This window comes from Leptospira bourretii, assembly GCF_004770145.1.
In the GTDB taxonomy this organism is placed as follows: Bacteria; Spirochaetota; Leptospiria; order Leptospirales; family Leptospiraceae; genus Leptospira_A; species Leptospira_A bourretii.
In genome coordinates, this window is record NZ_RQFW01000005.1 from 531,099 (window position 1) to 551,749 (window position 20,651).

A 20,651-nucleotide genomic window follows, 5' to 3' on the forward strand; every position below is an offset into this window, starting at 1 on the left:
CCTATATGAAAACTTTACTTTTCCAAACGTTAAGTAAAAGAAACCGGCTCCTAATCTTAGGGGTCGGTTTGGTTCTCATCTTAGTTTATCTAATTCCTATCTGGTCCATTTCCATTGCGGCTCCTCAATATCCTGAAGGACTCGGTATGCAAATTTGGATTAACAAAATCACTGGTGCCACACCTTATGATCTCAAAAACATCAATCTTCTGAACCACTACATTGGTATGCAGGAAATTGTTTCGGAATCCATTCCGGAACTACTCTTTATGCCGTATGTTCTTGGTTATCTGATCTTTGGTGCGTTTATCACAGAACTCTATCCCAAAGTGGGGATGGCAATTCTTGGGATTATCAATTTGATCATCGTAGGTCTTGTTGGGCTTTCTGATTTTTGGAGATGGGAATACAACTATGGACACAACTTAAATCCAGAAGCACCAATCATTGTGGAAGGAATGGCTTACCAACCGCCACTTCTTGGCTGTAAGGTAATGTTAAATATTACGGCTTGTAGTTATCCTTCTTATGGTGGTATGATTCTTGGATTAAGTCTCGTCGTATTAGTGTATATTCTCTGGGATGAAAATCGAAGGAAAAAAACAAATGCGATTTAATAGTTTCAAACTAATTTGCATTTTCCTCACAGTCGCACTCGTAGGCTGTGGGGATGTTCGTCCTGAAGCATTGACTGTGGGGGAAACCAAATGTAGTCACTGTTCTATGTCCATTGTAGATATGAGATTTCATACCCAACTCATCACATACAAAGGAAAAAGATACCATTTCGATGCCATTGAATGTATGGAACAATTTCAGAAACAAAAAGATTTAAAAATTGCAAAAGTATGGGTGACTAACTATTTAGATACAAAAGAATTTATCCCTAAAGACGAAGCCATTATCATCCATTCAGACAAAATTCGTTCGCCAATGGGAGCGGGACTTGCCGCTTTTAAAACTCATGAAGACTCTTCTCAATTTCAAAATTAAAAGGGTTTGCCAAAAAACCAATTTGTATCATAAACAAAACCAAAAAAATCATCAGATTCCTCTTGGTTGGAAAAACACTTTATATTTTTTTTCCTTAATTCTAATATCTATTACCGCTATAAATCCGTTATTCTCCAAAACCATTTCCGTATGTACAAATTGTACTGTAAAAACGGTAAAGGATGCCATTTTGTTTTCACAAAATGGTGATACAATCAAAATCCAACCAGGAATTTACAAAGAAGGTTTTTTACCCATCACCAAATCCATTTCCATCATTGGCGAAAATGGTGTGGTGATTGATGGACTCAAAGAAAAACATGTATTGGGAGTTTATGCCAATGGAGTCCGCATTCAAAATTTAAAAGTAATTGGCAGTGGAATTTCCGACTTAAGTGAATATGCAGGGGTTCATGCAGAAAAAGTAAAAGATTGTTATTTTGAAAATTTAAGTTTAGAAGACAATGTTTATGGATTTTATTTAGCAGAAACCACAAACTGCACAATCAAAAACAATACCTCCATTGGGAATGCTGAAAACGAAGTCCTTGGTGGAAATGGGATTCACCTCTGGTCCGCAAGTCACAACAAAATCATTGGAAACAAATTAAAAAAACACCGTGATGGAATTTATTTAGAATTCTCAGAACATTTAGAAATCGAAGGGAACGAATCAGAAGAAAACATTCGTTACGGAATGCATTTTATGTTTTCCAATCACAACCAATTTAACAAAAACATTTTTAAAAATAATTCGGCTGGTGTCGCCGTTATGTATAGCAAAGACATCATTATGGAAGAAAATGAATTTTTAGACAATTGGGGAGAAAGTTCCAATGGAATTTTACTCAAAGATATTGCAGACAGTACGTTATCCAAAAATCGTTTTGAAGGGAATACAATTGCTGTTTTTGCCGATGGAATTACCAATGTCAATTTTCAAAACAATGATTTTATCAACAATGGATGGGGAATCAAAATTCTTGGAAATACCGATTACAACAAAATCATAGATAACAATTTTATAAAAAATGTTTTTGATATCAGCACCAATACAAAATCAACAACCAATGTTTTTTCGAAAAATTATTGGGATCACTACGAGGGATACGATTTAGACAAGGATCATATTGGAGATATTCCACATAAAACCATTCATTTTTTTGGATACTGGATTGCTGTGTATCCATTCCTTATGGTACTGTATGAATCTCCAGTGGTTCTCTTTTTGCAAGGAATCGAAAAAGCATTTCCCATAGTGACACCGATTGAATTTGAAGACCAACATCCAAGGATGAAGGAAAGAATATGATAGAAGTTAAAAATCTTACCATCAGTTATGGTGGAAATTCTATTGCCGTTAAGGATGTAAATTTCCAAACAGAATCAGGCAATATAGTTTCCATCATTGGTCCCAATGGATCAGGTAAAAGTTCACTGATCAAAGGAATTCTTGGACTTGTCCAACCAATCGCTGGAGAAATTTCATTCCAAAGTAAAGACGGACAACCACATACCATCGGTTATATGCCACAAACTCCTCGTTTCCCTACAAACATCAAAGTATCAGAACTAATTTCTTTTTTTAAAAAACTAGAACCGGTAGAAGAAGAAAGATTTCACAACCTTTTGTCTATTTTAGAGTTAAATAACCATATGGATAAAAAAATTGGATCTTTATCCGGGGGAACCAAACAAAAAATCAGCATCCTTCAGTGTTTTTCTTCCAAAAAAGATCTATATGTGATCGACGAACCCACCGCAAGTTTAGATCCTTATATTTCGCATTTACTCAAATCACTTTTGGTCGAAAAGAAAAAAGAAGGTTCTCTTGTTATATTTTCAACCCATATATTAAAAGAATTGCAGGAGTTAGCTGACAGATTTCTTCTTTTATCAGAAGGCTCTATTCTGATCGACGATTCTCCCGAAAATTTCCTTAGAAAAAACAACAAAACTGATTTAGATCAGGCATTGATGAATTTCTGGAATGAGGAATACAAAACAAAACCATGAAAGAAATTTTATTTTTCGAAATCAAAGAAAATATACGAAGTCGTTGGGTATTTATCTACTCAGGATTACTTGTCCTCGTCATGATGATTTTAAGTTTTTTTGGAGATCAAAATGGAATCCGTTTGCTCGTAAGTACAATGAACTTAACTCTCATTGTGATTCCCCTATTTTCCATTACATTCTCAGGAATGTCTTTTTTAGAATCAATGCCATTTGCCGAAGTATTACTTTCAAAATCCGTTAGCAGAAGTTCCCTTTTTTTGGGAAAGTATTTAGGAATTACAATTTCTCTCTCCTTAGGTCTGTTATTCGGACTTGGAATTCCCGGTTTGTTTCTTTTCTCTAATGATCCAAAATTTCTATTTTTATTTTTTGAATTACTATTATTTGGAATCTTCTTAACCTGTATCTTTGTTGCCATTGCCTTTTTAATTTCTTCATTTATCAGAAGGGGTGAAATTGTATTAACAGTTTCTCTTCTGGTTTGGTTGTACTTTTTTATTTTCTTTGATGCTTTGGTATTCATCTTTAGTTTGTATTTAGGTGATTATCCAATCGAAATTCCTTCTCTCATTGTCATCTTACTCAACCCCATCGATTTAATCAGAATTCTTCTAATTCTACAGACTAGCTCCTCGGCTCTTCTTGGTTTTTCAGGAGCGATATTATTAAAACAACTCGGCTTGTACGGAGTTTTAGGAATAACAATTTTGTTTTTATCTTTGTGGATTAGTATTCCACTTCTCGTTTCTTTTAAACGATTCCAAAAACGAAATTTTTGAAGTATGATTTTTATCAATAGAGTTATTTGACTGCTCTTGATTTAGATCATTGAATTACAGCGAAGGACCAGTAGAATGATACCTAATCATTATGAAACGTTGGTTACAAATCGCCGCGGTTTTGATCCTACTTCCCTTTATAGGTAAAATCCTATTTTTGGAAACTGGATTACTTGCCCAGTCTATGTACCAACTCTCTATGGTTTGCCATTGTAACCACGGCTCCAAAAACGAAATTCATAAAGAAGAGGATTCACCTCATTCCAAACGTATCGTTTGCCATCTAACAAAAGATTCTGGTCCTCATGTATGTTCCTGTGCGAAAAAAAAATCAGCCACAAAGGTTCTCCAATCACAGTCCATGAACCCGAGCTTCGCCGCAGACACAAAATTTAACCCACTCATCACTTATGACGTTATCATCCTTGCATTCCAACCAGGCGCCCACCTACGGAACGGATTCGCACACTTACCTTACAAACCACCAAGACAACTCCATTCCTAAAGATTAAAGAATGAGTCTGTTCCTTTTACAGGAACAATTTAAAATCAATTAGGCAAACGAATCAAAAAAGTTTAGTCCTTGGAATGTATCAAAAGGTAATTTTATGTTTAAGAATTTATTATCCATCTCTCTCGTATGTTTGGTTCTATCACAATGTAGTTTAGCAAAAAATACGGAAGCAAACAACACTTCCAATTTACTTTCTCTCCTTGTTGCGGCCAATAGCAACCCAGGTTGTTCTATTTCCACTACGGCAGCGATCCCAAGTAATCTCAGTCAAGTGAACAGCAAACCACGAACCAAATATTCAATCTCTGCTTGTGATGAAGCAGGTTTTAGCAATTTGGGCTTAGGCCAAAGCGAAGTTTCAAAAGGTGCCACTGGAACCAGCGGAACATCTGTATTGTTTACAACTAATGATGTGATGCTTGCAACAAACAAAGGAGGAACTGCAATCGAAGTTTCTTTTATTATGAACTCCGCTTCAAGTACACTTGATGTCATTGGTTATGGTACAGGTAGTCCTTTAAGTGGTCCCACTTATCGTTTGATTGCGGGAGCACAAACCCAATATAAAAACGCAGCAGGTGTGTTTGGGAACACAGGCAAAGGTGGATCAGTTTCTGCACCCATCCCTACTGTTGGAACAACTCATACTTTTTGTTTAGACTTTCAATCCACAATGGGAGGTTCAAGATTCTTAAACGGTTTCAATAAACCTTGTTCGGAACTCACAGATACAGAAAGAGGATCTATGTCTTACTATCCGATCATGCAAATGATGAATGTTCCTGTGTATACAGGCGGCAACCGATTGGGTTTTGTATTGAATGGAGTTACCATTACTTCATTCACAGTTGGTTCCATAGTATCAAACACAGAAATGTAATTTCTCTCTCCAAACACTTGTCATACTGGTGAATTTAGTAGCCAGTATGATTTTTTGGATAAGGATCAATCAAACAAATGAAACTCAAACACATACTCATTTTATTTCTGATAACCACTCCTCTTATTTCGAAAGAGGTTAAAATTGAGAATGCTTATATCAAATATACATCCTCAACAACTTCTGTTGTTTACCTCACCTTAAACAACGGAACAAACATCGAAAAAAAACTTGTGCAAGCAAAATCAAATATAGCCGACCGAGTCAAGTTATATACAATGTTACCATCTGATGCGGGAATGAAAATGGTTCCTGTTACCGAAATTTCCATTCCCAAAAATGGTATGACCCATCTCACTCCAAGAGGGTATCATATCATGCTTTTTGGAATCAAATCTCCATTAAAACTAAAAGAATCCATTCCCTTTCGATTTGTTTTTTCTGATGGCTCAGAACTACAATCCAATATCTCTGTAGAAACTTCATCACCAAACAAAGATATAAACAATAAATCCACTTCCCCTTCATTCAAAACAGAAGAAACAGGATCTAACAATAATGTTTCTCAAACTACAGATGAAGTTGATATGTCAAATTTTGATCCCATTGCACAAACGAACGAAGACCATTCGGAACATGATCATTCAGGCCATGAAGGACACGAACACCACAACCGTGCCGATATGTTGGCACCAGCTGGGATCATGAACCCTCATATCCACGAAAAAGGAAAGTGGATGATTGATTATCGTTATATGGGAATGAAAATGTGGGGATTACAATCTGGTACTTCTGGAATGAGTGACCTTGGAACTTTGTATTTTCCATTTACCGACCCTACTGTTGCCATGCCTACAGGAAGTTTAATTACAGGTTCTCCAATTGGAACTACCCTTCCGACACTTTCACCTAACAAATACAACTATATGTCGGTTCCCACTGATATGGTTATGGAAATGAATATGGTGAGTGCTATGACTTCCATTTCAGACAAATGGATGATTATGTTTATGGTTCCCGCAGTAAAAAACAAAATGACGATGTTATCAAGTAATTTTGACAGAGCTCCCATGAGTTCTGCTGGGATTGGTGATGTTAGTTTTAGCACTGCCTATCGATTGATCAAAACAGAACATCAGAATTTTTTTACAGGTATGGGAATTTCTCTTCCTACTGGTTCCATTGATGAAAGAGACAATATGCCTATGATGGGAAAACAAAAAGTTCCTTATAACATGCAACCTGGTGTTGGAACATATAGTTTACTACCACAATTATCGTATAACGGTAATTACAAGAGAATTTCTTGGGGTGCACAATCCCAAGCCAGTTTACGAATTGGGAAAAATGATAATAACTACAGATTCGGAAATCGATACGAAATATCGGGATGGTTATCCTTTCTTGTTCATGAAAGTACATCAATTTCCGTTCGTGTAGCAAAACAAAGGTGGTTGAACCTCCAGGGAATGGATGCAACTCTTGACCCAAAGATGGATCCACAAAATGATCCTTATCGTCAAGGTGGAATGCGAAGTGACCTACTCATTGGTATTAACTTTCTTGTCACAAGTGGAATATTCCAAGGTGCCCGATTTGGTTTTGAGTATGGAAAACCTTTCCATCAAAATTTAAATGGGCCACAACTTGCCACAAGAGAGCTCATCAACGTATTTGCTTCGTTTACATTTTAAAAATTAGGAATTATTGTTTTCTTTGGGCGCACATCTCCGGCTCGTCGCTGCAATCTTTCCTTTCAGGAAAGGATTTCCGCTTTGATCCGGGGCGCAAGGTTACCAAAAAATCTCTATTGACGAACCAAGTGGATCTTTAAAAAAATTAGATAGATTTCTATTTTAATTTAAGGATTCACTTTTTTATCTTATGGAAAATCCAAACCTAACCATCCGTATGGCAAAACCTACTGATGTGGAAACAATCGTTCCTCTCATTTACTCTTCAGGACCCAAAGCATGGACTTTTGTTTTTGGGGAAGGGAAAAAAACAGCTTTTGATTTTTTAAACTCATCTTACATAAAACGAGGAAATACTGTTTCGTATACCAATCATTATGTGGCAGAACTAAATGGAAAAGTAGTGGGTTCTATTTTATCTTATACTCAACCTAGTTTTTTGGCACTGACGGCAGGGACAGCCCTTCGCATCCTTTCCGTATACAAATGGAATGCACCGAAAGTTATGGCAAGAGGACTCAAAACGGAAACCATCATCCAACCACCAAAATCTGGATGTTTGTATTTGGGTCATATTGCCGTTTCGGAAACAGAAAGAAACAAAGGGATCGCAAAAAAACTAATCGAGTTTATGATCACGAATAATCAAAAATATAAAACAATTTCTTTGGACGTCTCAGCAGAAAACAAACCAGCAATTTCCCTGTATCAAAACTTAGGTTTTGAAACCAGAGAAACAAGACATCCCTTAGGTTGGGAAGGAACCATTCCCTCTCACCACTATATGGAAAAACAAATTTAGTCGATCTGAATGAATGAAGTAATTCCTTCCAAAGTTAAATCGCAATTAGAAACTTTGGGTTACTATCTGTTTCCCAACTACATTCCCATGGATACACTTAGGATTCTAAAAGATATCCTTCTTCGTTCCAATGCTGAATGGTGCAAAGAACTGAATCATCCAAAAAATGTAAACAGTGCTTATCTTACCTCCACAAAATTTACAAAAGACAAAAAGGATAGAGAGACACTTTTTCAATTCATTGCATCCGATGCCTTACTAGAAATTGGTAAGATAGTTTTTGATGGCCCAATGTATTTTCTCAACACTCAAATCTTTTTTAATCCAGAGGATCCGAACAAACTTCCCTATTGGCATAGGGACATCCAATACATGGGCATTCCGGAAGAAAAACAATTCGAAAGAATACAAAAAGATTTTGTATGGCACTTTCGGATTCCCTTAGAAAAAGATCCTGGGATTTGGATGGTTCCAGGAACACAGAAACGTTGGGACACAGAAGAAGAACGAAACATTCGTTTGGAACTCGAAGGGAAAAAAAATCACGAAGACCTCTCTAACCAAATCCTAATCCCACATAACCCGGGAGACCTACTTGTGTTTTCTGCTCATCTCATCCACAAAGGAAACTACGATACAAACCGATTTTCCTTTGATATCTTATATACAAATTTTCCAGAAAAAAAAGAAACTGCCGACCACTGGAATCATTTTCCAAACAACAACGAATTTAAAACCCAAGAAAATCATTCTCTCTTTCATTTGGTTTAAACATTTTTCCGATAACAAACTTTTCCCTGCGCCAGCGATTGCAGCGGAAATCCTTTCCTTATCAAATCCATTTTCCAATTAAAAAATAGATGGGAAAGATTGGAGCGAAAAGCGCGGTCGGTTGCTGAATTATATTTTTGCCTGAAATAGATTCGAGGCGCCCCAAAAAAAATAGAAAAAACGTTTAGCCGCACCTTTCTTCCCTTCCATCAAAATGAATCATAAATTGCGTAAAAATTTTTGAACTAGAATTTGTTTTATAATATTGACTATCTAATTTCGATATCGTAATTTGATTTTGAATGCGAATTAATGAGTTTTTTTCCAGTTTTATTAAAATTCATATTTTGTATCACTGTGAAAAGGAAGAAATTTATGGTGTATGGATGATAGAAGAACTTAAGGAACATGGATACAAAATTAGCCCAGGTTCTTTGTATCCAATGCTAAAAAATTTAGAAGAAAAAAAACTTATCCGTTCCCGAGTCGAACAAATTGGAAAAGTAAAACGTAAATTTTACCGCATCACTTCCAAAGGGAAAAAAGAACTCTCCGCAGCAAAAGTAAAATTAAAGGAATTAATCGGTGAGATACTGTATCAATAATTCAATTCAATAAACGAAAAAAACGTTTTAACCAGGAGAAACAAAATTGAAAAATCATTTAGAAGTTTTTTTTACTGCACTCAAACTCGGATGTACTTCGTTTGGTGGTCCGATTGCTCACTTAAGTTATTTTCATGATGAGTATGTAACCAAAAAAAAATGGATCAGTGCCCATGCCTATGCTGACTTAGTCGCCCTTTGCCAATTTTTACCTGGTCCTGCCAGTAGCCAAGTGGGGATGGCCATTGGACTTTCCCGAGCTGGGATTTTTGGTGCCATTCTTTCCTGGATAGGATTTACTTTACCATCTGCCATCGTTCTTATATTCTTTGGACTTGGTATCACAACGATGGATGTTACAGCTCACAACCATTGGCTGCATGGATTAAAAGTGGTGGCTGTGGCTGTGGTAGCCCAAGCCATCCTCGGTATGGGAAAAAAACTTTGCCCAGATAAAGAACGAATTTCAATTGCCATAATAACGAGCGTTATATTGCTTTTTCTAAACTCGGCTTTCCTACAAGTAGCGATTTTATTTTTTTCTGGAATTTTTGGGATTTTTTTCCTAAAATCTGCATCTGACCTACCTCACGAACCTTTTCACAAAGGAAATAAAACAATCGGATCTGTTTTTATATTTTTATTTTTTGGCTTGTTAATCTTTTTTCCATTCCTAAGAGAATTATATCAAAACCAAACAATCAATCTATTTGATAGTTTTTATCGCGCCGGTGCACTCGTGTTTGGTGGTGGGCATGTTGTTCTTCCATTGTTGCAAGCTGAAGTGGTTCCCTCCGGTTGGGTCAGCAATGATCTATTCCTAGCAGGTTATGGAATCTCAAATGCAATCCCAGGTCCTTTGTTTGCATTTAGTAGTTATTTAGGTGCCGTTTCTAGTGTAAAACCAAATGGTTGGGAGGGAGCTATTATTTGTTTGGTGGCTGCCTTTTCACCTTCTTTCCTTTTGGTGGTTGGAGTTTTGCCATTCTGGGAAAAACTAAGAAAGAATCCAAACATTCGTAAGTCCATGTTAGGAATCAATGCCTCTGTTGTGGGAATACTACTTGCTGCGCTTTACCAACCCGTTTGGACGAATGCAATTTTTTCCGGCAAAGATTTTGCCTTGGCAATCACAGGATTTTTATTTTTAGAATTCTGGAAACTTCCTTCTTGGATCGTTGTCATTGCCACTGTTTTGATCAGTTTTTTTATTTATTAGAAAATCTATGGAACAAAAGGTAAAAGGATAGATTCTAAATTAGTCATTGATTTCTCAGATCATTCGGAAAAATCTTTCTCTATGAAAGATTTTTTCCTTAGAAACAATGCTTATCATATTTGGGCCACAAATCTTTTGTATGATTCGATAGGTAATTTATCAGATGAAGATTACAAAAAAGATGTAGGTTTATTTTTTAAATCCATTCACGGAACACTCAACCATTTGTTACTTGTGGAAAAAGTATGGTATTCAAGACTTATAGGTGAAATCTACGTCCCATCTTCTTTAGCAGAAGAACTTGAGTCCAATCGACAAACACTAAAAAGTCGAATGATTGAAAGTTTAGAATTATGGAATTCTTGGCTCACAGGCCTTGACAATTCAATTTGGGAAACACTCTTTCGTTATAAAACAATGAGAGGGTTTGAAGCAGAACTTATTTTTTGTGATGTGGTACAACATAATTTCAACCACAGGACACACCACCGAGGACAAATCACTGCCGCCATCACCCAGCTAGGTGGCAAATCGCCGGAAATAGATTATGTTTATTATCTCCAAACAAAAGGAAAATAGTATGTGGAATCCATCAAAAAAAACAAGAACCTTAACAAGCAGAATCTTAATCGTTTTATTTTCAATGACAATGGTCTTTCATATCTTGGCTCTTTTGCAAGTGATTCCTTTCCAATACCTTTGGGGAGGAAGACTCAGCAGTGTAGAAGAAATGTATGTGATGGAATCGGTTTCTCTTCTGGTAAATACTTTCTTTTTATGGTCAAGTTTTCAGTATGTTCGTTACTTAAACCAAGGTTTGGTGCCTATCTGGATCAGAATTATTTTTGGATTCATTGGAATAATTTTTTTACTCAATACAATAGGGAATCTAGTTGCCGTCACCGATTTAGAAACTTTACTGGCAACACCGGTCACAGCCATTTTATCGGTAATTTGTTTCTCATTGGTACCAAAATATGAAAATCAGACAAGCGAACTATAATGACGTATCCAAAATTTCCCCTGTTTTCGACGAATACAGACAATTTTATGGACAACCCACCAACATAACAGGTGCAAATCGATTTTTGCAAGACAGAATGGAACATGCACAATCCATTATCTTTCTAGCAGAAGATCCAGATAGTGGAGAGATCGCAGGATTTACACAACTATATCCAGTATTCTCTTCCATTTCCATGCAAAGATCTTATATCTTAAATGACCTCTTTGTAAAAAATAAATTCCGCAAACAAGGAATCGCCAAACAACTGATTGCGGAAGCCAAATCTTTTACCAAATCAAATTCTGGAAAAGGATTGGAACTTTCCACTTCTACCCACAACAAAGAAGCACGCGCATTGTATACAAAAGAAGGTTTTGAACTAGAAACAGAATTTTTGACTTATTTCTGGAAGTCTGTTTAATTTTTTAGGAGATCTTGACTATGTACATTCCCAAAGATTTTCAAATGGAAACAGAATTCATTTACCAATCAATCGAGGAATACCCTTTTTCGGTATTAGTATCTGGTTCAGAGAATGGGTTGGTAGCGACACATTTGCCTCTTTTACTTTCAGACGACAAACAAAAATTAGTTGGACATTTTGCAAAACCAAACCCCCAAAAGGAAAGTGTCAGCAAAGAAGTCCTTTGTATTTTTTCTGGCCCACATTGTTACATCTCCCCTTCTTGGTATGAAACCGAAAGGGCAGTACCCACATGGAATTTCACTGCTGTCCATGTGAAAGGAATTTTAAATATCGTGGATGATCCCGAAAAAATCCAAAAAAGTTTGGTTGCTCTTGTCGAACGTTTCGAATCAAAAGATTCTAAATACCAGATCGAATCAGTAGATACCAATTACATCGAAGGATTAAAAAAAGGAATTGTTCCTTTTGAAATCCAAATCACTCATATTGAGGGCAAACAAAAACTTAGCCAAAATCATTCGGTAGAACGTCGGAATTTGGTAATATCAAATTTAGATTTGTTGCCCGGGGAAAATGAAAAAGCGATTGCATCTTTAATGAGAAAAAACCTAATTCAATAATCTTACAGTCCATTTATTGTAAGCTGTCGCCTCATTTTCTATTGTTGTTTTAATTTAGAAATTTAAATTACGAATTTAACCTTGAAACTAGAACTAAATGTAAGAGTCACTCCTGAGATTGCATCCAATCCAGACCATTTGTTACAGTTTGTTTCCAAACAAAACAAAATTCCAAAATCCGATATCAAACACATTGAATGTACTTCTCGTTCCATTGATGCCAGACAAAAAAATGTAGTTTTCCAATTAAGGTTGGATGTATACATAAATGAAGACTTCATTCCTCTCGAATATCCAACTCCGCACTTTCCCAACGTAAGTTTAGAAGAACCAGTCATTATCATTGGCGCAGGACCTGCAGGACTCTTTGCCGCCTTACGTGTCTTAGAGTTAGGGAAAAAACCAATTATCTTAGAACGTGGGAAAAATGTAAAAGAACGAGTGGAAGACCTGCGTGGGATCAACGTACATCACATTGTCAACGAAGATTCCAATTATTGTTTTGGAGAAGGAGGAGCCGGAACCTATTCGGATGGAAAACTCTATACTCGATCCAAAAAACGTGGGAACATCCGAAAAGTTTTAGAATACCTTGTCACTTTTGGTGCCACAAAACAAATATTAGTTGACGCACATCCTCATATCGGAACAAACAAACTCCCTCGTATCATCCAAAACATCAGAGAGTGCATTCTAGCTGCTGGTGGTGAAATTCATTTTAAAACTCGGATTACAGATTTAATTCTCTCAGGCAGTTCTATTACTGGAGTAAAATCTAACTCTGGAGAAAAGTGGATGGCCAAAAACGTAATCATCGCCACTGGCCATTCTGGTAGAGAGATGTTCCAACTTCTTTATGAAAAAGGAATACAAATCCAAACAAAACCACTAGCCATTGGAGTCAGAGTAGAACATCCACAAAGTTTAATTGATTCCATCCAATATCATTGTGATGTCAAAAATCCACTTCTACCCGCTTCAGAGTATTCCCTTGTCAAACAAATCAATGGTAGAGGTGTTTATAGCTTTTGTATGTGTCCGGGTGGTGTGATTGCCCCTTGTGCCACAAAACCAGGAGAAGTAGTCACCAATGGTTGGTCAAGTGCCGAACGTTCTCGGCCCACAGCAAACTCTGGAATTGTCGTAGAACTTCGATTTGATGATTTTAAACCATTCGAGTCCTATGGAGTATTTTCAGCACTGCAGTACCAAGCCTCAATCGAACAAAGAGCTTTTGTTATGAATGGGGGAACACAAAAAGCACCTGCACAAAGAATGGTAGATTTTACACAAAACAAAATATCAAGCGACCTTCCCAAAACATCTTATACTCCGGGACTTGTTTCTGTTTCGTTATCAGAATTGTTGCCTCCTCTTATCGCTGATTCCTTAAAAAAAGGTTTTCAAGAATTTGAATCATCGATGAAAGGATACTTCACAAATGAAGCCATTATTCATGCACCAGAAACTCGCACATCATCACCCATTCAAGTTCCAAGAAATCCAGATACATTAGAACACATTCAAATCAAAGGTTTGTTTCCTTGCGGAGAAGGTGCAGGATATGCAGGAGGAATTGTCTCAGCAGCCATTGATGGAATGAAATGTGCGGAAGCTGCAATTACCGGAAGTTTTACAAAATAAAAATGAAATTCCTACGACACCACCTGCCTTCCTTTCTTTTGTGGTTGGTGGTATTTTATTTTTTATCGGAAAGATCCATCTTTCGTTACCAACATATGGGTGCAGGTGTGGATATCGGACTTTTTGAAAATTTATTCTACAATATCATTCATCACGCAATTGCTGTAACTTCGCTCGGTGTGGATGGTAAAATTCACCATTACTTTGCTGACCATATCAATTGGTATGTTTACCCCTTATCATTGTTATACTATATTTTTCCCCTTGTGGAAAGTTTACTCATATTCCAAGCCTTCGTTTTGAGTGTTCCGATTTTAATCCTTCCCTTTTTTAAGGGAGAAAGTAGATATCAATGGATTTATCCTTTGTTATATGCCTTATTCCTTCCAATTTATTGGATTCAAATTTTTGACTTCCATCCCGAAGTGATATGGATTCCTCTTTTCTTTTTATTTTACTATTTCTGGAAACAAAAATCAAAATATTGGGTTCTATTTTTTGTATTGAGTCTTCTGGTAAAAGAAGAATGTGCCTTGGTTTGGATTGTATTTGCATTAATACATTGGCGCTCCAATCAAAAACAAAGTTTAAAAATTGGAATTTTATCCTTAGTTTATTTTATGATTGCTATCATTCTACTAATTGGAATACAAAACTCCACAACAAACAATCCAATGCCTGCTCATTGGGAACGTTACCAAAATCCAATTTTAGCGTTAGAAAATTTACATTTGTTTCCTTATTTATTTTTATTCTTAAACATACCCTTTTTATTTTTACAGTTCAAAAACAAACTCATCCTTTGTTTGTTACCTTATATTTTGTATTCTATTACCTCTTCCTTTGAAGTAAACAAAACCCCATTCACCCATCATAGCTTTATTGCGATTCCTATCATTATGATTGGCTTTATGGAAAGTGTAGAGAAAATTCATTCCAAAAACAAATCATTGTTTGCTTATTTGTCCTTAACCGTTTCCATTTTTCTGTTTCTTTTCTTTGGGCCATTGACTAAGTCCTATTCGTACAGAAAGGAATTTATGAACCCGGATCATTCAGGCACAGACTACAAAACTCTACGTGGCCTACTTGTCGATAAAACCATTGTTTCCAATATACCCCAATACCTTTCTAACCGAACGACCGTTACCTTATTTTTACCAAATCAAAAACCTACGGCGGATTATGTTGTATTTTACTATTTCCCCGCAGACCCTCAGATCCTCCCAATCCCCTCTGGATACGAATGGAAAGAAACAATAAGTGAGCGCATACAAATCTTCAAACGTAAGGAAAATTGATTGATTCATCGAACAAAACAATTATTCTAAATACCTGAAAATGAAATCCATCGCTTGCTCTATTTTATTCTTTATCTTCATCCATTGTTCCGTTGACTTACGACAGGTCCCACCCCCATCACCGAATGGAAATACAAATCGATTACAAACCAACTTACCCTTAGTTATTGGCAAATTTGAAATCCTATCTGCAGATCGCGGGGTGTATACCGACGCTTGGAGAATGGCTTGGAAAGGCCACCTAACATCTTCAGGTTTGTTCCCGAATGTAGTCGCTGACCTTGGCACCGAAACAATAACCGAATATTATACGATTGATGTGGAAATGAAATCCAATTTTCAAGATAAATACAATTGGTGGTATAGTTGGCCTGTTTTGTGGCCCTTTACAGGAATATGGCCTATCCAATATCGAGAAGGAGAATATACTGTAGAATTCAAATACAAATTATTCAAAAACAAATCCATCATCAAAGAAGAGACAATCACCAAAAATGGAAATACTTCTCAATTTTTATTCGGACTTTATAAAGTCAGAAACTTCCACCGTATGATTGAAGAAACAAACTTAGAAGCTGTTAGAACATGTATTCAAAATTTATCCGAATCATTATAGTTTTAAATCTTTTTAGCTTTGTAGGATGTGTAAGTATTCCATTCAATCCTGCAAATCATACGGAAGAATGTTTGGCATATTATTACCAAACCAAACGGCAAGTCACAGAAGTATTTGATGAAAACACTTTATCGCTAGGGCTTGTAATCACTTTATCCTTACTCAACTCTGCATTTTCTCCTATCTTTCTTCTACCAATACTAAGTACGCCATACATTCATTATAAAAACAAAGTGAAATCTGATGAAATACTGACCCAATGGAAAACAGAAAGATGCGGAATTCGAACAATGAACTCAGAAGATAATAAACCTCGGCCAACGGATCTTTAAAAATTCAAAAATTTCATTGTATCACCCAAAAGAAGACCAATTTGTAATCTAAGTTGAATCAAGTCATACCGATTTTGAATTTCGTTTCGCATAACATCTCGAAGACGTCTATCAACCGTTTGTAGTTCAATGATGGATGCAGATCCAGTTTTATATGCCTTTTCCATAATCTGGTAGTTTTCCTCTGCAATCCGTTTACTTTCACGGGAAATATCATATAACTCAACTAGATTGTTATGTTGTTGTATTAGCTCAAAGAGATACAAACCAGTATTCTCTTTTAAAAATTGGGATTGAGACTTTGCTAACTTGATTTCAACTTTTGATTTATCAAATTCATTTTTTGATAACCAGCGATTGAACAATGGAAATCTAAAACCAAAATTTCCGCCCACATTAAAATCTGAGTCTGAAGACCTAGCATAACGACTAAAATCATTCCTACTATAATCGTAAACTTCCATAGAATTTGCCCAGGTCCCACTCAATCCTGAAAAGGATTCCCGACTGGATTGGTTATAAACGTTTACAAAAAAATCAGGAACCCATAGTTCATTGAACCGAACCAATTTTTGTATCTCTAAAATTTTTACCTGATTGATAGTTAAAATAATATCAAAGTTTAATTCAGAAAGATTCTTTTCGTATTCCGAAAGAGTTTCTTCCAAAGGTAGAATTTTATATTCACGTTCAGGAATTTGTTTTAAAGCAACGTCTTTTAATAAAAACTTTCTTCGAAAAATGGACTGACTTTTTTGTTGGTCTAATCTAGATTTAATGGCATTGTATTTGTAAAAAAAATAATCCACCTTCGAGTTTTGTGTGACCAAATAAGATTCAATTCCTTGTTTATAGAGTTTTTGAACCGTTTGAAATTGTTTGTCTGCATCCGACTCATTGGAAAAATCATAATTATAAAAAGCCAATAGTTTTAACGTTTCTGCATATTGGAAAGCCTGATCGAATAATTCTTTTTGGTATAAGGCACGATATTCCAATAAGAGTCGTTCATATTCCAATTCCAAGATCATATTGGTTAAAACCGTATTTCCTTGGTCCTGAAAATTCCAATTTAAATTTAAGGACGTGCTCCAACCTTTTCGATTGTATCCATCTCCTCTCAAAGCTTCGTAAAAAGGAGAATGTTCTAAATTAACTGAAGGTAAATAACGTAAATTTTTTGAATCGATATCGACTTTTTTACGTTCAATTTCCATTTCCTTTAATTTTAATTCATAGGATTTTTCGCCAACTAACTTTGGTAAGTCATAAAAATCTACGGTCTCGGACCATAAATAAATCCCAGGAACAAAGAAAAGAAAAAATAAAAAGATATGTCGATTGATACGAAGCACTATCTCAATTATCGGATGGCTTCCTGTTTGGAATGAAGTAATTGGTAAATTCCACTCTTAGAAAGTAACTCTTTGTGTGTTCCTTTTCCTTCTAATTTCCCACGTTCTAAGACAAAAATTTGGTCATAATTGCGGATTGTATCCAATCGATGGGCAACAGTAATAATGGTAGAATCGGAGAAGACAGAATTGATATGAGACAGAATTCTAGCTTCCGTTTCTTTGTCCAACGAAGAGGTTGGTTCATCCAATAATAATAAACTGGGTTTTTGTAAAAACAATCGAGCAAGCGAAACTCTTTGTTTTTGACCACCGGAAAAAATAAAACCTCGTTCCGAAATTTCCGTATCATAACCAAGCGGTAGTTTAACGATATCATCATGTATACAAGCAAGTTTCGCTGCATCTACTACTTCACTGAGAGTTGCCTCTGGTTTTGTGATTGAAATATTTTCTCGAACAGTACCTGCAATTAGAGGATTTTCCTGAAATAAAACACCTATCTTTGTTCGCAAACTAGGCAACCAAATTTCATCTAAAGAAACATCATCAATGATAATCTCACCTTCCTGCGGTTTGTATAACCCAAGAATCAATTTTAAAATAGTTGATTTTCCACTACCACTTCGTCCCACAAAGGCAACTTTTTTACCAGCTTGGATTTTGATTTTTAAATTTCGAATTCCAGATTCGGGTTTTAGGGTATCGTATGAAAAACTTAGATTATTAAACTCGATATTACCTTTCACTTCGGGTAAATCAACTTTAAACAAATTATCACGATCAGTAATTTCACTATCCAAAGATTCAAAACTGCGCAGCCTGTTCCAAGATACGTTGGCCTTTTGAAATTTCAAAAAATCGCTATATAAGGATACAAGAGGATTTCGAATATAGGCAACCAGCCCAATGATGGCATAAAGAGTTCCCAATGTCAATTTGTCATTTAGTATGAGAATACTACCAACTAACATAACCAAAACTACTGTAATTTGTTTAAAAAATTCTGTATTCGTAAAAAGTAAGTTAGAGTAAAACAATTTCTTACCTTCCGAATTTAATTGAGCCGTGAGACGCTTTTCAAAGTCCCAACGATGAGAATAAGTTGCACCTAAATTTTTAATTGTCTCAAAGCCGTTGATTGTTTCGATGAAGTAACTTAACGTTTCTGATTTTTTCAATGATTCTTTTTTAGTTTCTTCAATGACTTTCGGTGTCAGCGCACGAAGAATTAACATCTCTGGTAAAATCAAAAATCCAATGATAATGAGCAACACCGGAGAAAGAAAAAGAAAAATAAAAAATACAAGTGAGCTAAAAATCAAATCAAAGAACTTCATTGCTCCCTGGTCAGAAAAAAACAAAATTACCGATTCAATTTCTTCCCAACGATTTAAAATTTCTCCCTTACGATTTCTTTCAAAAAATGAAATAGGTAATGAAATCAACTTAACCAAAAACCGTATTGCAATTGTTTGGTTAACGCGATTGCTAGTAAAAAAAATTACATTTGATCTAAAATACGAAAGAAAGGATTGAGAAAAACTAAGTAAAACAACTGCGATGATGACAGGAAAAAAAAACTCTTTATTCTCTTGTAACAAAACTGCATCTATCAAATACAAGTTGACCAATGGAATAAAAACTTCTAAACCCTTAATCACAAAACTAGCAACAATTCCTGCTTTTAAATATTGAAAAGCAGGCAAAAAGTATTCTGCCAACCCAGAAAAAAATTTATTCTTCCATTCCCACTTTTGATCTGGTTTTTGTTTAGGGATAAAATAGATAACTACATTAGAAGACTTCTGCTCCCAATCTTCCCTTGAAAGATTTATTTCCCCAAACTCAGGATCCAAAATTTGGACTCTTTTTTTCTCAATCGCCTTTACGATCACATATCTAGAATTTTCTATAAATCCAATCGTTGGAATATTGGTTAATTCCAATTCATGTTCTTTCCAATTTACAAAATAACAATCTCCCTTCTCTTCCCCAAAACTATTTTTCCAATGGTTAGGTCTGATATCAGGATCGAAGTCAGGAAATGTAGGATCAGCATCATAATCTGCAAATGAAAATCCCCAATAACGAAAAATCATTTTTCGACATGCATCGCCTGATTGTGACTTTCCATCTTGTAATAAAAAAGGAAAACTGATTTGGTTTCTAAGTGGTGGCGAAAATTTTAACTTTGGTAAAAAATGAAATTTGTCTTCCTCATAAATGTTCGAAGCTTCATAGATATCCTCTTCTGAACCGTCACCTAAGTTCAATTTTCTTTCGCTCATAATGGAGCGAATTGTAATTAATAAACTTTCTGATTTTTTAAAAAACTGACTCGCATCTTTCGATGAAAGTTCATAAACAAAACTATCCTCTACCGCAGTAACGGTTGCATTTCGTGCTTTTTTTTCCAAAACACCCATTTCACCTAACACAGAACCTGCTTCTACAAATGAAAAATAATCTTTCTGCCAAGTGGATTTAGTAACTTTGAACCGTCCCGATCGAATAAAAAACAAGGAAGAACTTTTACTTCCCTCTTTGATTAAAATTTGCCCAGAACTAACTTTTCGTTTCATCAGAACTTTGGCCAAATCTTGAATTTCAAGATTAGACAATTTTCTAAAATACGGATGAATTCTAAGTTCATCTCGAAGTTGAATATATTCTTTATATTCAACCCACAACTGTTTTCTCTTTTTATCGGATTCAATAAATTTTAAAAACTGAATTGAGGATAATGCTCTAACCTTTGAATTTTCTTCGATTTGAAAAAGTTGTTTTTTCAGTGAATCAGAAGTGAATTCTGCAATGCCATAAAAAGAACCTTCCGTTAAGGTTTTTATCAATAGTTCTTTTTCATTGATTTTTAATTTAACCTGAATTCTTCCTGTTTCTACGATGAGCATTGGAGTTGGTTCATATTCACTTCCCCCCACTCGGTCATTTGCAACGAAAGACCTAAATTCAAATAATCCAAGAAACTTTTTAAAATCCTCCGCAGATAGTTTGGATAAAAACTCATCCTCAGCAACTAACGTAGAGATTTCTTTTGTTTTTTTCTTCAA

22 protein-coding genes are annotated in these 20,651 nt (G+C 35.6%); 20 read left to right on the forward strand and 2 right to left on the reverse strand.

Annotated elements, in window-relative coordinates; all coding sequences use genetic code 11:
* The first annotated feature begins 5 nt into the window (after positions 1 to 5).
* From EHQ47_RS04120 to EHQ47_RS04215, 20 genes are all read left to right on the forward strand, one after another.
* Positions 6 to 617: a hypothetical protein gene (locus tag EHQ47_RS04120; protein WP_135748127.1), complete on the forward strand. Its 612-nt coding sequence runs from the start codon at positions 6 to 8 to the stop codon at positions 615 to 617.
* Positions 607 to 993: a nitrous oxide reductase accessory protein NosL gene (locus EHQ47_RS04125; RefSeq protein ID WP_135748126.1), complete on the forward strand. Its 387-nt coding sequence runs from the start codon at positions 607 to 609 to the stop codon at positions 991 to 993. The genes EHQ47_RS04120 and EHQ47_RS04125 overlap by 11 nt, the downstream gene beginning before the upstream one ends.
* The gene (locus tag EHQ47_RS04130) at positions 947 to 2,305 is read left to right on the forward strand and encodes a nitrous oxide reductase family maturation protein NosD (RefSeq protein ID WP_135748125.1); all 1,359 of its coding nucleotides are present in this window, start codon (positions 947 to 949) and stop codon (positions 2,303 to 2,305) included. The genes EHQ47_RS04125 and EHQ47_RS04130 overlap by 47 nt, the downstream gene beginning before the upstream one ends.
* Positions 2,302 to 3,009, forward strand: a complete 708-nt coding sequence (locus tag EHQ47_RS04135; protein WP_135776600.1) for an ABC transporter ATP-binding protein — start codon at positions 2,302 to 2,304, stop codon at positions 3,007 to 3,009. The genes EHQ47_RS04130 and EHQ47_RS04135 overlap by 4 nt, the downstream gene beginning before the upstream one ends.
* On the forward strand, positions 3,006 to 3,791 hold the full coding sequence (locus EHQ47_RS04140) for an ABC transporter permease (RefSeq protein ID WP_135748123.1): 786 nt from the start codon (positions 3,006 to 3,008) through the stop codon (positions 3,789 to 3,791). Before EHQ47_RS04135 ends, EHQ47_RS04140 begins: the two co-directional genes overlap by 4 nt.
* Before the next feature lie 91 nt (positions 3,792 to 3,882).
* The gene (locus EHQ47_RS04145; RefSeq protein WP_135776601.1) at positions 3,883 to 4,296 is read left to right on the forward strand and encodes an LIC_11090 family protein; all 414 of its coding nucleotides are present in this window, start codon (positions 3,883 to 3,885) and stop codon (positions 4,294 to 4,296) included.
* Positions 4,297 to 4,399: 103 nt separating this feature from the next.
* Positions 4,400 to 5,185, forward strand: coding sequence for a hypothetical protein (locus EHQ47_RS04150; RefSeq protein WP_135776602.1), 786 nt, complete (start codon positions 4,400 to 4,402; stop codon positions 5,183 to 5,185).
* A 77-nt stretch (positions 5,186 to 5,262) separates the two neighbouring features.
* Positions 5,263 to 6,879, forward strand: coding sequence for a copper chaperone PCu(A)C domain-containing protein (locus EHQ47_RS04155; protein WP_135776603.1), 1,617 nt, complete (start codon positions 5,263 to 5,265; stop codon positions 6,877 to 6,879).
* 190 nt (positions 6,880 to 7,069) lie between these two features.
* Positions 7,070 to 7,681: a GNAT family N-acetyltransferase gene (locus tag EHQ47_RS04160; RefSeq protein WP_135776604.1), complete on the forward strand. Its 612-nt coding sequence runs from the start codon at positions 7,070 to 7,072 to the stop codon at positions 7,679 to 7,681.
* Between the two features lie 9 nt (positions 7,682 to 7,690).
* Complete coding sequence (locus EHQ47_RS04165) at positions 7,691 to 8,452, forward strand: phytanoyl-CoA dioxygenase family protein (RefSeq protein ID WP_135776605.1); 762 nt, start codon at positions 7,691 to 7,693, stop codon at positions 8,450 to 8,452.
* A 302-nt stretch (positions 8,453 to 8,754) separates the two neighbouring features.
* Positions 8,755 to 9,057: a PadR family transcriptional regulator gene (locus EHQ47_RS04170; RefSeq protein ID WP_135776606.1), complete on the forward strand. Its 303-nt coding sequence runs from the start codon at positions 8,755 to 8,757 to the stop codon at positions 9,055 to 9,057.
* Between the two features lie 46 nt (positions 9,058 to 9,103).
* Positions 9,104 to 10,276, forward strand: a complete 1,173-nt coding sequence (gene chrA, locus EHQ47_RS04175) for a chromate efflux transporter (protein ID WP_135776607.1) — start codon at positions 9,104 to 9,106, stop codon at positions 10,274 to 10,276.
* 81 nt (positions 10,277 to 10,357) lie between these two features.
* Positions 10,358 to 10,855, forward strand: a complete 498-nt coding sequence (locus EHQ47_RS04180; RefSeq protein ID WP_135776608.1) for a DinB family protein — start codon at positions 10,358 to 10,360, stop codon at positions 10,853 to 10,855.
* Position 10,856: 1 nt separating this feature from the next.
* A complete protein-coding gene (locus EHQ47_RS04185) occupies positions 10,857 to 11,279 on the forward strand; it encodes a hypothetical protein (RefSeq protein ID WP_135776609.1) in 423 nt (140 codons plus the stop codon).
* Positions 11,254 to 11,703 (forward strand): GNAT family N-acetyltransferase, encoded by a 450-nt coding sequence (locus EHQ47_RS04190; RefSeq protein ID WP_135776610.1) that lies wholly within the window; start codon positions 11,254 to 11,256, stop codon positions 11,701 to 11,703. Before EHQ47_RS04185 ends, EHQ47_RS04190 begins: the two co-directional genes overlap by 26 nt.
* A gap of 20 nt (positions 11,704 to 11,723) precedes the next feature.
* Complete coding sequence (locus EHQ47_RS04195) at positions 11,724 to 12,329, forward strand: FMN-binding negative transcriptional regulator (protein ID WP_135776611.1); 606 nt, start codon at positions 11,724 to 11,726, stop codon at positions 12,327 to 12,329.
* A gap of 81 nt (positions 12,330 to 12,410) precedes the next feature.
* Entirely contained in the window at positions 12,411 to 13,973 is a 1,563-nt protein-coding gene (locus EHQ47_RS04200) for an NAD(P)/FAD-dependent oxidoreductase (protein WP_135748111.1), read from the forward strand.
* 2 nt (positions 13,974 to 13,975) lie between these two features.
* Complete coding sequence (locus tag EHQ47_RS04205) at positions 13,976 to 15,274, forward strand: DUF2079 domain-containing protein (RefSeq protein ID WP_135776612.1); 1,299 nt, start codon at positions 13,976 to 13,978, stop codon at positions 15,272 to 15,274.
* Between the two features lie 40 nt (positions 15,275 to 15,314).
* Positions 15,315 to 15,890 (forward strand): LBF_2127 family putative lipoprotein, encoded by a 576-nt coding sequence (locus tag EHQ47_RS04210; protein ID WP_135748109.1) that lies wholly within the window; start codon positions 15,315 to 15,317, stop codon positions 15,888 to 15,890.
* Positions 15,860 to 16,222 carry a hypothetical protein gene (locus EHQ47_RS04215; protein ID WP_135748108.1) on the forward strand — a complete coding sequence of 121 codons (363 nt, stop codon included), beginning with the start codon at positions 15,860 to 15,862 and terminating at the stop codon, positions 16,220 to 16,222. The genes EHQ47_RS04210 and EHQ47_RS04215 overlap by 31 nt, the downstream gene beginning before the upstream one ends.
* Here the strand turns inward: EHQ47_RS04215 and EHQ47_RS04220 are convergent.
* Together EHQ47_RS04220 and EHQ47_RS04225 are read right to left on the reverse strand one after the other, a co-directional pair.
* Entirely contained in the window at positions 16,219 to 17,577 is a 1,359-nt protein-coding gene (locus EHQ47_RS04220) for a TolC family protein (RefSeq protein WP_135776613.1), read from the reverse strand. The genes EHQ47_RS04215 and EHQ47_RS04220 overlap by 4 nt on opposite strands.
* Positions 17,578 to 17,585: 8 nt before the next feature.
* Positions 17,586 to 20,651 (reverse strand): ATP-binding cassette domain-containing protein, encoded by a 3,066-nt coding sequence (locus EHQ47_RS04225; protein WP_135776614.1) that lies wholly within the window; start codon positions 20,649 to 20,651, stop codon positions 17,586 to 17,588.